The organism is Vibrio sp. 10N.247.310.98 (assembly GCF_041467395.1).
Lineage (GTDB): Bacteria > Pseudomonadota > Gammaproteobacteria > Enterobacterales > Vibrionaceae > Vibrio > Vibrio crassostreae_C.
Map to the genome: position 1 here is coordinate 96,445 of NZ_JBFSUL010000008.1, position 16,608 is coordinate 113,052.

General features: G+C 40.7%; 10 protein-coding genes. 7 read left to right on the top strand and 3 right to left on the bottom strand.

Translation table 11 applies throughout. The features are described 5' to 3' along the window. Nucleotides 1-15: 15 nt before the first annotated feature. The 7 genes from AB6E78_RS05655 to AB6E78_RS05685 all read left to right on the top strand — a co-directional run bounded on the left by AB6E78_RS05655 (nt 16) and on the right by AB6E78_RS05685 (nt 11,944). Complete coding sequence (locus AB6E78_RS05655) at nt 16-441, top strand: phosphate-starvation-inducible protein PsiE (protein WP_017062464.1); 426 nt, start codon at nt 16-18, stop codon at nt 439-441. Between the two features lie 311 nt (nt 442-752). Further along, nucleotides 753-965 (top strand): cold-shock protein, encoded by a 213-nt coding sequence (locus tag AB6E78_RS05660; protein ID WP_017071067.1) that lies wholly within the window; start codon nt 753-755, stop codon nt 963-965. A 629-nt stretch (nt 966-1,594) separates the two neighbouring features. Further along, nucleotides 1,595-4,081 carry an N-6 DNA methylase gene (locus AB6E78_RS05665; protein ID WP_210467290.1) on the top strand — a complete coding sequence of 829 codons (2,487 nt, stop codon included), beginning with the start codon at nt 1,595-1,597 and terminating at the stop codon, nt 4,079-4,081. Between the two features lie 4 nt (nt 4,082-4,085). After that, nucleotides 4,086-6,596, top strand: coding sequence for an N-6 DNA methylase (locus AB6E78_RS05670; RefSeq protein ID WP_372132713.1), 2,511 nt, complete (start codon nt 4,086-4,088; stop codon nt 6,594-6,596). Then, nucleotides 6,589-7,911, top strand: coding sequence for a restriction endonuclease subunit S (locus tag AB6E78_RS05675; RefSeq protein ID WP_210467288.1), 1,323 nt, complete (start codon nt 6,589-6,591; stop codon nt 7,909-7,911). The genes AB6E78_RS05670 and AB6E78_RS05675 overlap by 8 nt, the downstream gene beginning before the upstream one ends. A 23-nt stretch (nt 7,912-7,934) precedes the next feature. Beyond that, entirely contained in the window at nt 7,935-11,255 is a 3,321-nt protein-coding gene (locus AB6E78_RS05680) for a type I restriction endonuclease subunit R (protein WP_372132717.1), read from the top strand. Next, on the top strand, nt 11,252-11,944 hold the full coding sequence (locus AB6E78_RS05685) for a M48 family metallopeptidase (protein WP_210467286.1): 693 nt from the start codon (nt 11,252-11,254) through the stop codon (nt 11,942-11,944). The genes AB6E78_RS05680 and AB6E78_RS05685 overlap by 4 nt, the downstream gene beginning before the upstream one ends. Nucleotides 11,945-11,996: 52 nt before the next feature. Here AB6E78_RS05685 and mobF read toward each other — a convergent pair whose 3' ends face one another. Genes mobF through AB6E78_RS05700 form a run of 3 tightly spaced genes read right to left on the bottom strand, consistent with a single transcriptional unit; the run spans nt 11,997 to nt 16,569 of the window. After that, a complete protein-coding gene (mobF, locus tag AB6E78_RS05690) occupies nt 11,997-14,567 on the bottom strand; it encodes a MobF family relaxase (RefSeq protein ID WP_372132721.1) in 2,571 nt (856 codons plus the stop codon). After that, nucleotides 14,567-16,282, bottom strand: a complete 1,716-nt coding sequence (locus AB6E78_RS05695; protein ID WP_210467284.1) for a type IV secretion system DNA-binding domain-containing protein — start codon at nt 16,280-16,282, stop codon at nt 14,567-14,569. The genes mobF and AB6E78_RS05695 overlap by 1 nt, the downstream gene beginning before the upstream one ends. Beyond that, on the bottom strand, nt 16,282-16,569 hold the full coding sequence (locus tag AB6E78_RS05700) for a hypothetical protein (RefSeq protein ID WP_210467283.1): 288 nt from the start codon (nt 16,567-16,569) through the stop codon (nt 16,282-16,284). Before AB6E78_RS05700 ends, AB6E78_RS05695 begins: the two co-directional genes overlap by 1 nt. Nucleotides 16,570-16,608 lie beyond the last annotated feature (39 nt).

The following is a 16,608-nucleotide window of genomic DNA, read 5'->3' on the forward strand; positions in this document are numbered from 1 at the left end:
TTTTGAAGAGTGACTATGCCTTCTCACTTACCTAAATCTTTTAGTAAGCCGTTTTTAAAAGTATTCCACATTATGGAAGCGGTATTGCTGGTGGCGATCACGCTCGCGACCTTGTTTGCGATGGTCGAAGAGTTCATGCATGTCTTCGCTGAACGCCGAGTGCAATTGACCGACATTCTGCTGATGTTTATCTATTTAGAAGTGTTGGCGATGGTTCAGCAGTTTGTGATGAACGGTAAGATCCCAGTGCGATACCCAATCTATATCGCGATGATGGCGATTGCTCGTTACATCACTTTGGGCATGAAAGAACTCGATGCGGTATTGATCGTTTGGTTATCTTTAGCGGCATTTATCTTAGCAGCAGCAACTCTGTTGATTCGTGTTGGACATCATTATTGGCCGTATGTAGACCTTAGAACCAAGCAGCCAGATGAGTAACACTTTGAAGGTTAAAGTTTTATAAATGAAGCCCAACGATATCGTTGGGCTTTTAATTTAAGCCAGTTGAACAAAAAAACATCAAATTGTCCAAATAACGCTTTACAAGCAGGCTCAGATCACCAAGAATGGCGTCGCTCTGTTCTCAGGGTTATTAAATGAAACATCCAGTTGTAAAGTAGAACCCTTAGTATTGCTTCATTGTTATTCTCAGTGTTTCCCTTAGCTTCATAGATACATTAAATAATTCAAGCTTTCAGCGCATCGCACTTTTGGCGATTAATTTTTTATTTTTATATAAGGGACACATCATGTCTAACAAAGTAAACGGCGTAGTAAAATGGTTTAACGAAGAGAAAGGCTTCGGTTTCCTAACTCAAGACAACGGCGGCGCTGACGTATTCGTACACTTCCGTGCAATCGCTTCTGAAGGTTTCAAGACTCTTAAAGAAGGCCAACAAGTGTCTTTCGAAGTAGAGCAAGGCCAAAAAGGTCTTCAAGCTGCAAACGTTGTAGCTCTATAAGATTTTAAGTCGGCGCAGGTTGCAACAGCAACTTGCGTCACTTTCTCTCTCAAATCTGTTTCCCTCTCAGTTTTACCGTAACACTCTTCTCCACTTGCAATACTTCCTCAAAATATTCAAAAATCCTGTTTTACGTCCGTTATCTCGTTCTAACTATCGTTGTATCTGTTCTTTGCTCTAACTCAACCTTCTACGTAACAACCAGTCACTTGCTCATCCTGATTACTATTACTGTATCCATAAAAAAAAGCCCCTAAAATTAGGAGCTCATTTTGATCTAATCAACACTGATTAAGCTGATTATTCTTTATCGTGTACAGCTTACAGACTGTTATTCAATGTTTTGGATCTGAACTCATAAAATAAGTTTAAGTTTATGTTTTTAATTAATTATTTCTGTGTTTTCCTTGATTTTGTCACCATTTTTGTCACCACTTGATGCTTGGTCACCTCTATACTTGAAACCTACAACTGGAGTTAGGAGGTCAGATACGCTATAGGCTAGCGCAATTTTGCGCTATAGCTCTTTTATTCATAGTGGCTGATATAAAGCATAGTGCAGTACAATGTAGACCATCTAAGCACCTTTTGTGCTTGAAAAATAATATAAATTGGTTTGAAGCAGAACTATGCAATTAACTTTCCCCCAACTAGAAAGACATCTATTTAGCGCAGCAGACATACTTCGTGGCACAATTGACGTGTTCGAATTTAAAGAACATATCTTGGGCATGCTGCTTTTAAAACGTTGCTCAGATACTTTTGAAGAACGCCGTGAAGAAGTTATCAAATCGCAGCTTGAGAAGGGTAAAAGTCAACAAGAAGCAGAGATAATTGCCGAAACTAAAATGTGGTACAAAAAGACTTTTTATGTACCTCCGACTTCTCGTTGGGATTATCTAGCTAAAGAGGCACATGAAAATGTTGGTACTTTCTTAAATGAAGCACTTGGTGGGCTAGAGCAAGGTAATAACTCGCTTCAAGATGTATTAGAGTACATCGACTTTAACCGTAGAGTTGGTAAAAGAGCATTGCCAGATAGGCAGCTTCGTGAATTTTTTAATCATTTCAGCCAAGTTAACCTAGCCGATAAGAGCCTAGAAAATTCAGAAGTACTAGGTGAAGCCTTTGAATCATTATTGGGCTATTTTGCCGAAAGTGCAGGAAAAAAAGCTGGAGAGTTTCATACCCCAAGAGCGATAGCACAGTTATTGGTGAATCTCGCAAATCCTCTAAATGGTAGCACTATCTATGATCCTTGTTGTGGCTCTGCTGGGATGCTAATTGAAACCCAGAAGTATATTGGCCGTGATAAAGGTGATAAATGTAATATTGAGCTTTATGGGCAAGAGGTGATAGGTACAACGTGGTCAATGGCAAAAATGAACCTGCTATTTTCAGGGGCGCCAATAAGTAACCTTGCGCATGATAATACGTTAGTAAACCCTGCTCATGTTAACAATAATGGCTCACTAATTCAGTTTGACAGAGTGATATCAAACCCTCCCTTTTCCTGTAATTTTGGTACTAGAGAACAAAATTTAAACCTCGATTTTAAATTTCCCGAAAGGTTTAAATATGGTGCAGTACCACTTGGTTCTAAAAAAGCTGATTTAATGTTTTTGCAACACATGCTCGCTACTTGCAAAGAAGACGGGAAAGTAGTCACGGTTATACCTTTTGGCGCTCTTTTTCGTAATGGCGATGAAAAACAAATCCGAGCAGGTATTATCGAGGATGATCTACTAGAAGCAGTTATCGCTCTGCCGTCAGGGTTGTTTTATGGTACGGGTATACCAGCTGCCATTTTAGTTCTGAACAAAAAAAAATCTGATGATAGAAAGCAGAAAACTTTATTTGTTGATGCTTCACATGACTATATGGAAGTTCGTTACGCGAACCGTTTACGCCCAGAAGATATCCAAAAAATCACCAATGCATATTTTTCTTATGCTACCGATGGAAATTATTCGAAACTAATTTGCACAGAAGAGATGCGTGAAAATGGCTATGACCTAAACGTAAGAGCTTATGTAGATAATTCACCTGTTTTGCGGAGGATAAATGAACTTAATGCTTACCATCAAGCTTTTAGGGAGTACGGCTTTTCCTCTAACCATAAAAACAGTGTTGTAAAGTCCATTGCCTCACCTTTAAGTAGCCCTAGATCAAACTCTATCGTTTTAAATCGAATGGCTAGAGGTTCGCAACAGTGTCTTGAACATGAAGAAATAGGCAATAGAAATAAGTCTAGTTTCTTAGAAATTCAATTTGATGAAAAGATAGTTTCAAGTGCGTATGTAAAATTATTTTTTGAATCAGAATTGGGTAGGCTAACACTGTCCCACTTGCCTCGTGGTACGACGATGCCGATGTTAAATAGACAGAATGTAGAGAACTTAACAATATTTATCCCTGAAGAAAACGAACAAACTCGAATTATTGACTTGGCCCGGAAGTTAGATGTGGCGAGAGAACAACTTGCTATATATAAAACTGATCTACTTACAAAACCTGCACTTTATCAGGATGTTGAATCGAAGACAGATAGCTTCGTTTATGAGCTTTCTGTTCTGGATGAAGCTAATCGTGTAAGGCAACTAATTAAAATAAATGAAACTCAACGGATTGAATTCAAACAGACATTTTTTGCTAATGTTGATGACCTACAACACACTTTTCATAAAAGTGATAAAGAGTACAAGAAAAGGTGCAAAGCGGAGCAATATAAAATAGCTAAGAACATAGCAACGTTCCTAAATACGGATGGTGGTACATTATTAATTGGTGTTTCGGATGACAGCAAAGTATGCGGCATCGGTACAGAAATGATGCATATTGGCGAGGTGAAGCCGGAAGCTTACATAAAAAGGTTATCTCAAGATGTTGCCAATTTGATAGGTGAGAGAAACAACAAATGGTTGGAATACTCATCAGTGGAAGTAGACCACAAAACAATAGTCGTTGTTGACTGTAAAAGTGCTTCTAAGCCAGTGTTACTCCCACAAAAAGATAAAAAAGAGCCTACTGAATTTATCATTAGACGAGGTACAGCTTCAGTCACCCTCTTAGGCTATGAGCTGTTAGAATACATCGATTCACACTTTAAGAAGTAAAACTATGCCATTAACTCTATCTCAGTTAGAAAGACATCTATTCAATGCCGCCGATATACTGCGTGGTAAAATGGATGCATCAGAATTTAAAGAATACATTTTTGGTATGCTATTTTTAAAGCGTTGCTCAGATATCTTTGAAGAGCGCCGTGAAGAAGTTATCAAACAGCAACTTGAAAAAGGCAAAAGCCAAGAAGAAGCTGAAAAAATAGCTGAAACAAAAATGTGGTACAAGAAGACCTTTTACGTGCCACCCGCTTCACGCTGGGATTACCTAGCAAAAAATGCGCATAAGAATGTTGGCAACTTCTTAAATGAAGCGCTTGGCGGATTAGAGCAAGGTAACAGCTCACTACAAGATGTTTTAGAGTACATCGACTTTAACCGAAAAATTGGTAAGAGTGCGATGCCAGATCGCAAGCTGCGAGAGCTCATTACTCACTTCAACAAGCACAGACTTCGCAATCAAGATTTCGAATTCCCTGATCTACTTGGCGCAGCCTATGAATATCTAATCGGTGATTTTGCTGACTCTGCGGGTAAAAAAGGTGGCGAATTTTACACACCTCGTTCAGTAGTTCGCTTAATGGTTCGGTTAATGAAGCCAGAGCAGAAACATAAAGTGTATGACCCTTGTTGTGGTTCTGGCGGTATGCTCATTGCCTCAAAAGAATATATTGATGAGCAAGGCGGTGATGGTTACCTCCTAGATTGTTATGGCCAAGAAGCGGCAGGGACAGTGTGGTCAATTGCCAAAATGAATATGTTGCTACATGGCTTAACTACCAATAGTTTGGAAAATGACGATACCTTAGAGCACCCACTCCATAAGCAAGATGGTAAATTGACTCAATTTGATCGCATTCTTGCTAACCCACCATTTTCTATAAGTTTTGGTACTAAAGATACTGATGACGATGGCCAGTTTATTTATCAGCCCGATCACCCAGAGCGCTTTAGATATGGCCAAGTGCCACTTGGCGCTAAAAAAGCCGATTTAATGTTTGTACAGCATATGCTGGCGGTATGTGCCGAAGGTGGCCGAGTGGCAACTGTATTACCTCATGGTGTGTTATTCCGTGGCGGAGAAGAGAGAGATATTCGAGCCGGCATTATTGAAGATGATTTACTTGAAGCCGTAATAGGCCTGCCAGCTAATTTATTTTACGGTACAGGTATTCCGGCTTGTATTATGATCTTTAGACAGCAAGTATCAGAAGGTGCCCATCAAGTCAGTGGTAAACCAGAGCATATGCAAGGTAAGGTATTATTTATTAATGCTGATAGAGAATACTTTGAAGGCCGTGCGCAAAACTATTTAATGCCTGAACATATTGAGCGCATTGCATCGGTATTTGAAGCTTATGAAACTAACGAATTAAAACAGGATATTCCGGCCCTTGCTGCCATTGTTAGCAATGAAAAACTAGGTAAAGAAGGCTATAACCTAAACATTCGCCGCTATGCCGATAACTCCCCAGCGCCAGAGCCACATGATGTAAAAGCACATCTATTAGGTGGTATTCCTGATAGTGAAATAAACAGTAAAAAAGCCCTATTTGACGCCCAAGGCTTAAAAGCTATCGATATTTTTGCATCAAAAGCTGGTCAGAACGGTTATCAAGAATTTACTACTATTGATACTAAACAAGCAATCAAAACCACAGTGAATGAAAACGCTAATGTCATTGCCCAAGAGCAAGCCATGCGAGATGCTTTTGATACCTGGTGGAATAATCACAAACTCAGTATTGCGGCTCTTGCCAAAAACAAAGAATACGCTGCGCTGCGCAAGGAGCTGATCAATAGTTTTACAGAAAGCTTAAAACCTATCGGCATGTTAAGTGATGCACAAGTGAGCGGCATGATAGCGACATTCTGGTATCAACAACGTTATGACTTTTTAACCTTAATCGCCCGTGACTCCAAAGGCGTAGTAGATGCTTGGCGCACCAGTATCATTACTGCCATGGAAGATGGAAGAAGTAAATCGGATCCACTAGAGCACAAACTTGTACGATTTTTATTAGATGGCTTTTTGTCTGATCTGCAAAACTTACAGCAGGAAAAAACAGAGTTAGATGGCTCAATTAAAGCATTGACTGCTAGATTACCTAAAGATGGTGCTGATGAAGATAGTGATGAAGGTGAAAGTACTGAAATTCTATCGGCAGAAGAAATCATTCGTATAGAAAAGCAATTAAAAACTCAGAAATCACAACGGACTAAAGTCACCAGAAATCTAAAAGTAAAAACCGAAGCGTTTGAAAGTGAGTTAAACACTAAAGTCGATGCTCTAGGAACAGATGCTGCTGCTCAGTTAATCCTTAATATTCTTTATCAAGATATGCTAAAGATTGTTGAGCGCTACCTTGCCACCGAACGCCAGCAATTAATTACTACCATTGAAAACTGGTGGGATAAATATCAGGTGACGTTAACCCAGATTGAATCCTCTCGAAATAACGCTGCTAAATCGCTCAATGGTTATTTAGTGGGGTTAGGTTATGTCTAATTATCAAACATTATTAAACAGCTTACCATCTGATTGGAAAACAAAAAAAATCACTGAGCTAGGAGTGGTTATTAGCGGTGGCACACCATCAAGAGCTGTATCATCGTTCTGGCAAGGTACCACCCCTTGGTTAACGCCTGGTGAAGTATCTAAATGTAAAGACAAGCATATATCATCAACCTTTGAGTATATTACTGATTCAGGTTTGAATAATAGCGGTGCACATTTGCTACCTGAAGGTTCGCTGTTGGTAACATCAAGAGCGACACTTGGAGCAAGGGTTATAAACCAAGTACCTATGACAACCAATCAAGGTTTTAAATCAATTGTATTTGAAGACCCTAAGGATGCGGATTACTACTTTCATTTTTTAAGTTTACTAAAAGCAGAGTTAGAAAGGCGTGCATCTGGCACAACATTCCTAGAAATTTCTGGTACTGAGTTCTCCGATATAGATCTTCCTGTTCCACCGAAAAATGAACGTAATAAAATAAATGAAATTCTAGATACTTTAGATACTCAAATCCGTGAAACCGAAGCAATCATTGCTAAATTGCAACAATTAAAACAAGGCTTGTTGCATGACTTGCTCACCCGTGGTGTCGCTGAAAATGGTGAGCTGCGTCCAAGCTATGAAGAAGATCCTAGGTTATACAAGCTGTCAGAGTTAGGTCATATTCCTAAGGGCTGGGATGTTAAAAGGATTGATGAGATTAGCACTGTTCGATCAGGAAGTACTCCGCTCAGAGCTAGAGCAGAGCACTACTATTGTGAAGATGGTGGTTTTCCTTGGATCAAAACAATGGATCTAAATGAGAATACTATTGTTAAAACAGATGAAAGGATTACATCGAAGGCATTACAAGAAACATCATGTAGTTTATTCCCTGAGGGATCTGTTTTAGTTGCAATGTATGGCGGTTGGGAGCAAATAGGAAGGACAGCTCTAATTCAAGAACCGTCGGCAACAAACCAAGCAATAAGTGTTTTAATTTTTAATAATGTCGATATCCAGCCAGCATTTATCTTGAGGGCTTTGCAACTGAACCGCTTTCGTTGGAAAAGGGTAGCTGCGAGCACCAGAAAAGATCCTAATATCACGAAAAGTGATGTAGAGCTTTTTCAAGTAGCCTTGCCCCAAAGCTCGATTGAACAAGAAAAGATAGTAAATATTTATAGTGAAATGGCGAATAAGCTTGAATCGGAAAAATCTAGTTTATTGAAGTTGAAGTATCAAAAGTCAGGCCTCATGGATGATCTGCTCACAGGTAAAGTCCGCGTTACTGATTTAATTAAACAGCAGCAGACCAATTAATAATAATTTTAAAGGAAAGTACTATGGGGCCGGAATATCTACAATCAGAACTACCCTTGATTCAACAACTGCAATCGCAAGGTTGGCAGTATATTGAAGGCAGCTTGGATGATACAAATATCACTGGCCGTGATAGTTTTGCTGAAGTACTGCAAACTAGGGTGTTACGCGAGCAACTTGTAAGAGTTAACTTGCGAACGTTGGCTAATGGTGAGCAAATCGAATGGCTAGATGAGCAACGTATTAATCAGGCAGTAGCGGCTATCAGTCGTATTGCTGCTTCTAAGTTGATGGAAGCTAACCAAAAAGCCTCTGAGTTGTTAACTAACGGTATTATTGTTGATGGTTTGCCTGATTGGGATGGTGGCCGTGCCCGTAGTATTCATTTTATTGACTGGGATACTCCTGAAAATAATACCTTTACCGTAGTTAACCAGTTTAAGGTTCAATGCCCTCCAGGGCATGACACTAGCAAAAAGCATATTATTCCTGACTTGGTGTTACTGGTTAACGGTATTCCGTTAGTTGTCATCGAATGTAAAAATCCAGATAGTGCCGAGCCTATGGCAGCAGCGATTAACCAACTTCGCCGTTATTCTAACCAACGTTTTGTAGGCGGTGAAGCAGAAGATAACGAAGGCGCACCTCAGCTGTTTAGTACTAACCAGTTAATGATTGCGGCCAGTTTTGAGCAATGTTTAGTGGGCACTATTGGCGCAAGGGCTGAGTTTTACAAACCTTGGAAAACTATCGCTACCCAGAGTGACCCCAAACGTTGTGAAAACACACTCGCCAAAGAACTAGACGTTGCGGGATTGTCAGCCCAACAACGCTTAGTAGCTGGTATGTTAATGCCTGAATCATTATTAGATATTATTCGCCACTTTATTTTGTTTGTGCACCAAGGTGGGCAAACCATCAAAATGGTTTGTCGTTATCAGCAATATCGTGGGGTAGTGCGCTCTGTTCAGCGTTTGTTATCGGGTAAAACTCGTAAACAAGATGGTGAATACGATAGGCGTGGCGGTATAGTGTGGCATACCCAAGGTTCGGGTAAGTCATTAACTATGATGTTTTTGATCCGTAAGCTACGTACCGATGTTGCCTTGCGCCGCTTTAAAGTTGTGGTGGTTACTGATAGAAAAGATCTACAAAAGCAACTTTCAAGTACAGCTTCTTTAACTGATGAAATGGTATCGGTTGCCCACAACAATAAGTCGCTTAAGAACCTACTAAAGCAAGATGGTCCAGGGATCGTATTTGCGATGATTCAAAAGTATCGTGAGTCACAAGCCAAAGCAGCTGATCCTTTTGAATTGCTCAATGTTAGTGAAGATATATTGGTAATGGTGGATGAAGCGCATCGAACACAATCTGGTGACTTACACGCTAATTTGCTTTCTGGTATTCCTAACTGTGCTCGTATCGGCTTCACTGGTACACCAATCATCATGGGTGAGAAAAAGCGCACCCATGAAGTATTTGGTGAGTTTATTGATAAATACACCATTAAAGAAGCTGAAGCTGATGGCGCAACTGTACCTATTTTATATGAGGGTCGCACGGTAAATGGTGCGGTAAAAGATGGCTCTAGTTTAGATGAGTTATTTGAAGACTTTTTTAGTGATAAAAGCGAAGAAGAGCTCGAAGCCATTAAAAAGAAGTATGCAACTAAAGGTAATGTATTAGAAGCCACGTTACTAATTGAAGAAAAAGCAGCAGATATGCTGCGCCATTATGTCACCAATATTTTACCGAATGGCTATAAAGCACAAGTGGTTGCTTATAGTCGCTTAGCTGCTGTGCGTTACTATAAAGCCTTTATGGATGCACGTGATAAGTTGCTGTTTGATGCAGAGCGTTTACCAGATGAATTAAAAGGCTGTGATAACGAAACACTTTGTCGTAAGTCACCTAAAATACAAGCGTTGATCCAAGCATGGCGTTATAAAAGTGTATTAGCCAGAATGGAATTTTCCACCATTATCTCATCTGACAATAACGATGGGCCAGAGTGGGCAGTACATACAGATAGAGCCAAACAAGATAAAGCGATTGAGCGCTTCAAAAAGCCTCTACTCAATAAAGAACTAGGATCTGATGCAGAGCAAACGGAAGCAGGTACCGATCCACTTTCGTTCTTAATTGTTAAATCAATGCTGTTAACGGGATTTGATGCACCTATCGAAGGGGTGATGTATTTAGACCGCTCAATTCGTGAAGCTGAACTATTACAAACGATTGCTAGGGTTAACCGAACGGGTTATGGCAAACAGTTTGGTATTGTGGTGGATTATTACGGTGTGGCTAATCACTTAAAAGCTGCGCTCGCGGCTTATAGTGATGAAGATGTTGAAGGTGCTTTACGTAGTTTAAAAGACGAAGTTCCCGCCCTTAGAGAGCGACACATTCGTGCTGTCGATATGTTCCGCAGTAAAGGAATAGAATCTCTTGATGATATTGAGTCTTGCGTACAGTTACTTAGTACTGAGCGATTGCGCCAAGAGTTTTCCGTAAAATTAAAAGCCTTCTTACAAAGCTTAGAGCAAGTATTACCACGCCCTGAAGGATTACCTTTTGCGGGCGATGCTAAAGCGCTGGCGATGATACAGAATCGTGCAAGAATGCGTTATCGCGACAGCATGGTGATAGGTAAAGATGTTGGGGCCAAGGTTCGTACTTTAATTGACGAACATATTATTTCATTAGGGATAGACCCAAAAGTAGCGCCGATAAACTTAACGGATGCTCAGTTTGATAACAGCGTAAATGAAGTTCGTGAACAAGCTGTAAATTATGGCGCTACCTCAGAAGAGCAGAAAAAAGCCATTGCTTCCGAAATGGAGCATGCTATTAAAAGCCATGTAAGCCAGCATATTGATGAAGATCCAGTTTATTATGAAAAGCTAAGTGAACGTCTAAAACAAATTTTAGATAGCTTAGTTGGTCAATGGGATGATCTGATCAAAGCGCTACAAACCATTATTGATGAAGTACGTTCTGGTTCTACTAAGCATGAAGAGGGTCTACCAGATATCCCTGAGCATTACCTGCCATTTTATCGCATGTTAAAAGTGGCGGTTAGTGGTGATGAACAGCCTGATTTAGTCCTAGAAGCTCAACTGATAGAACTTACTGAGAAATTGGTTGCCCATATTCAAGATAAGATCACTACTACTAGTTTCTGGGAACCTCATCGTTTAGGTTTACAGGAAGAGTTAGAGCAATATTTATTTGAAAGTCTGTATGAATCTGAGCTACTTGACTATGATCATATAGAACCGTTGGTTGATAAGCTTAGAGAGCTTGCCAAAGCCAATAGCTATAAATTAGAGGCAGTATGACCTTAACCATTGAAGACTTAGTTATTCCTATTAAACACAGTGCTGACCGTAAAACGATGCAATTAACTGTGGATAGAGATAGCAGCTTACTACTTACTGCCCCACCTTTTGTAGAGTCTGATGTGCTTGAAGGTTTTGTGCGTTCTAAGCTTAGTTGGGTTTATCAAAAGCTGGCAGAAAAATCACTTATGCATAAAACAGTACGTCAAAAAAAGTTTGTGCAAGGAGAAGGCTTTTTATATTTAGGCCGCAGTTACCGCTTGAGCCTTGTTGATGAGCAAGAACTTCCACTGAAGTTTTATCATGGCCGATTTCATTTATCAAAAGGCCATATTGAGGATGCCCGAAAGCTATTTATCGATTGGTACGTGGCAAAAGGCTTGAAATGGTTAGAAGCAAAAGCTAACGACTTTAAAAACCGCTTAAGTGTTGAGTTCTCATCAGTAAAAGTGCGTGATTTGGGGTACCGCTGGGGCTCATGTGGCAAAGGGCAGGTGCTTTACTTTCACTGGAAGACAATTTTATTGCCAGCAAAAATCGCTGAGTATGTTGTTGTTCATGAGCTTTCACATTTGATAGAACCAAGCCATAGTGTCGACTTTTGGCTATGCGTAGAACGAGCTATGCCCGATTATAAAGAGCGAAAAAAATGGCTTGCAGAACATGGTATGGATGTTGAGGGCTTGTAGAAGCCTGGATTCAGGTAAAAGTAGTTTGGGACAGTGAGCCTGCTATAATTTCTCATACTATTGGCTCAAATGAATCGCACTCAACGTCACTCTTATAGGGCTCTAGTTGTATATTTTTTGTTGGTTTGTTAACGGTATCTAAATACTCAAGCGCCATAGACTTCCTCCTCTCCGACGACATTACCTGGGCAACTGTTTGAACCCGTATTTCATCAGAAATCTCAACTCCCTCAGCCTGCTGAGTAACTAAGTCGATCTCTCGTGAGTTAAAAAACCAGTGACAGTTGTCCTTGTGTCGACTCCCTGCGACATAGCTGTTTGCTCGATCCATACCTGATGTCCAATAGACGAACACATCACCATCGATCGTTGTTCCTTGGCTAGCGTAAACCGTTAAGGCGTAGCCCAAAACCATTGGAAGGCGGCCTTCTTCGTTTTGGTAGTTGTTGCGGCTTACTGAAACCGTGTGCCCGCTATCTAAAAGAACAGTAAAAACGATATCATCGTTTGATTTGTATATGTTAGTTATCTGGCCCATTGAGCCATTTGAGACTGATAGTCTGTAGTCGTTTTTGCACATCTTAATGCGATCACCAACTGCAAACCTTTGATTGCATCGATGCTCAGAAACGATGCAATCAACTTCAACCTCTTCATTCCCAACTTTTCCTTGAGATTGGAGAATGGTCCGCATTTGAGTTGATAGCTGATCAACGTCCTTCCAACGCTGCGCAAGCAACAGAGAGCTCTTATTTGGGTTATCACGATGGTAGCTTTCCCAAGCGTTGACCATTTGTTTCTGAGTATCTTTCGAGGACTCAGAAAAATTGAGTAATCCTTTCGCTTGGAATGCACTCAATGCCTTTGATGCCAGGCCGTCCCTCAAATGCATAACAGCTGTACGAGCCCAGCTCTCGCGCTGGCGTTTGATTTCTTCTATTCTGCTACAGTTCAATTTCTGAGATAAAAACCGTAAGCATCCGCCTAGTTCAATTGCGTCTAGCTGCTTATCCTCTCCAACTAAGATAACCTTCACATTGTGCTCTTGGGCTAGATGCAATAATGCATTCAATTGCTTTGTGCCTAGCTGGCCAGCTTCATCAACCACAAGCACATCAGCCAGAGAGAAATGATTTCGTCCACGTTCAGCGTCAGATAACAGCTTTGCTACGGTGTAAGAGGTTATTCTCGATTCTTCAGCAAGATTATCTGCCGCTTTTTTGGCAATTGCTGCACCGATTACTGATAAGCCTTGCTGTGAGTAAGCTGAGTGTAGTGCAGCCATAGCTGATGATTTTCCTGCGCCTGCTGAGCCTTGAAGAATGCTAAAATCCCCCTCGCAGCAGACATAGAAAAGCCCTTCGCTTTGCTCTTTTGTTAGAGTGTAGCTACATTGCTTCTCGTGTAATGAAATTGCATCATTAACGATATTTTTTTGCAATGCATGGCTATATTTTCCAGTAAGTGACTGAGTTATTTCAAGAATTTCATTTTCTAGCCTGAGCATTTGTTTAGTTGAGAAGAGTTGGTTGTGTTTGCTATCAGTTCCAAGTGAAACTAGTTCCTCATCTGTAAGTATCGACTTAGCCAACTGATTAACGATTGCTGCTGGTTCGCCATTCCACTGAGCAGTCTCAGCGATGGCCCGGTAAATATCTTGTTTTCTAAATACAGCATTTTTATTAGTCAGAGAGCTGATGATCTCAGGAATCTCAAATGCTGTTTTAGCTTCCGAAGGTTTGTATCTGGCGTTCAAATGTTTCTTAAGAAGTTCGTTGTTTAGCCCGTAGCTGTCTAGCTCACTTCTCCATTTTTGTAGTAGTCCATCTCGTTCGATCTTCTGTTTCGCAGCTCGTGTTGTTATTTTTATGCTATTCCCGATACGGCTAGCACTTGTCGTGGCTGAGCACTTTTTCAAACGTTCATTTATAGTTTGAGAGCGTTTTGAAAAGTTGTGACAAGCTTGTTCTGGAATTATTGTCAGTCGAAAGCTTTCTCCGTCAGGCTCTATTTCGAAACCGAGCTTTTTCATTTGATGTGATAATTCTGCACGATAGATAGCACCTGCGGCTTTTTGCCATAAATAAAGGTCTCGGCTAATAATTGTTCCAAAAGATCCATCTAGCCTAGGGCTAAGATTTTGAACTAGCCCGTGAGTATGCAAGGAAACATCCAGAGCCCTTGATGTAGAGTGTTCGAGGGCTCTTACAATTAAGGCATGAGTGCGTTCTCGGGATTTTCCATTGATACCTCTACGAGTGTACGCAGCATTTTTTTCAAGCAAAATGATCGCTTGTCGAACCGATTTTAGCTGAGCGTTACTGATCTCTTTTCGTAGATGCTCATTGGCCATCGCCCAAGCCAGACTAACAGATTTTGGAGCTGAAAAAGTAAGATCCCACCCCGGCCTATGGTCATCTCCAGCTTGCTTACAAAGAGGTATCTTTCCGTTTGGAGAGTAGCCACGTGCTAAGTGGTGATACTCCTCACCAACAGGTTTATTATTGATATTTAGATATTCCGCTCCACAACCTATCCAAACGTCCTCTGGAGATGCATCGTTGAGATAGTAGTCATCGTTATCGTAGTAGGTAATATTGTTAATTGGATGGATAGTCAGCATCAGCGAGCTCCCAGTCGGCCATTTTTTCGTTTTTGTGGAGCGTTGAGTACCCAAGAGCTAGGAGTGTGGCTAGGTGCTTGTTTGTCTAGCTTAGGGTATGGCCATTGGAGTCTAAATACGCTATTCCAACCGGAACTAGTTATGTAGCCAGTTACCCCATTCTCATTTGATTGAGGGAGGTGAACGAGATCAGAGGCTGTAACTAGTTGAGAAACTTCTTTTTGCCAATTTATTGCAGACGGACCAACTTTTGTACTCCCTGAGCATGGTCTTTCGTAAATAGCTTCACCAAAACATTTTGCAGCGTACTCTGCCTCACCACCTGGAGCACCGCACCTAAGAGCTATTACTGTTGCAAATAGATTCAGGAGGGTATTTGTGTCGTGTTCTCCATATTTATCATGTAGTTGAGATATAGATTGAGTACCACCAACGAAACGACACCCCTTTGAGCGACCAAGACTCAACCATTCCTTTAAGCTATCGTTTTTAGGTAGATTTCCCAATTCATCAATAATCAACCAAGTTTGCAAAGTACTATTATTGTCTGGCTTTGCGAGCATTAAGCTGGTGATGAATCCTAGAATCGAATTACAAAGTGGAGCACCGACTTCCTTAAACTCTGGATGAGATTGTATGATGATTTTTTTGATATCAGGTCTATTACCATTGACCCAATCTCTAAGCGAAAACGACTTTTTAGAAGACTTTTGCCAATACTTGGCTAGGGAATATAGCCACGATACATCTGTTAGGAGTGTCGACATAAAGCCATGCGTAGTTTTGGAATTCTTTTCTATATAGCGGGCAGCTTTGATGTAGTGCTGCTCGAACAAAATTCGAAGAGTGAAGTCATCTATAGATAATGTTTTAGCAATGTCGTCCCAACTCCATTCATCATCACTTTCGGCATTACAGATTGCCAATACTCCAGCTAAAATCGCTCTTGCACCATTCGACCACATAGGATCTTTGGTATTACCGGGAATTAGCCTCTGTGCAATGAGCTCAAAATCTTCATCACGTTTAAGATCTTTTGCTATATCCCAGTGTGCAGAACGCTTATCCCAGGGGGCGATTAGGAGTGTATCTTTGGGGTCATAAAATAGCTCAGTGTACTCGCGCTTTTCGTCGTAAATAATGATTTTCTGATTAGCGTTGATGATCTGTTGAAGTAGCTGCTTAAGAATGACGGACTTCCCTGAACCATGTTGGCCAAATGCGAATATGTTTCCTTCAAGTTCTTTCGGTGTAAGTAAAAGGTCTGGGTGAATAGCCACTGAACTCTTTTGGTTGTTCTTCCGGTGGTGATCGCGTAACCCCTTTTTGACTGATTTATCTTTGTATAGTGTTGGCCCGTTTACTTTTACGAGTTTATTCTTTCCACCGGGTACAAATACAATACGGCATGAAATCAGTGCAGAAGCAGCAAAACTGAGTAGAAAGGCAATTGAAACAGTAATTTTCATTTCTGAGTAAATGCCTAAGCTTTTGAGTTGAAAAACATACTGCGCAAGTAAAGCTGAAGAGTCTTGGGATAGAAGGTGCCAGGTAGCTTTGGCTACCCACTCAAGGTGTCGGTTAATCCCTCCCCATTTTTGCTCTGGCCATATTAATAAAGTTTGAAGAACGATAAGACTGATAAGGGACAGAGCGAATACCAAGGCTAACAAGCCCCACTTCTGTTTTGGCATTGATGGGGGAGTATGGCTCATTATTTAACTCGCTCCATTTTAAGGTAGTTGTTAACATCTTTGGCAGCTTTCTTTCGCTCGTCTGTTGTGAGGCCTATCGTAGCAACGCAGATCTCAAACGTACTTGCGATGATGCGGCTTTCAAATTTGGCCAAAAGAGCAAGAATGTTCTGATGCTCTTGGTGGCCTCTCCAGGTTTTCCTGATGATATCTGCCGTGGTTGTATTGTGATTCTCTGCTTCGGCTGTAATGTCGTTGTAATCGTTCATTGAGAAACGAACAGTTACTGGTTTTTGGGTTTGTTTCATTATTCTTCCTCTGAAATCATGGTAATCATGTTGTGATAA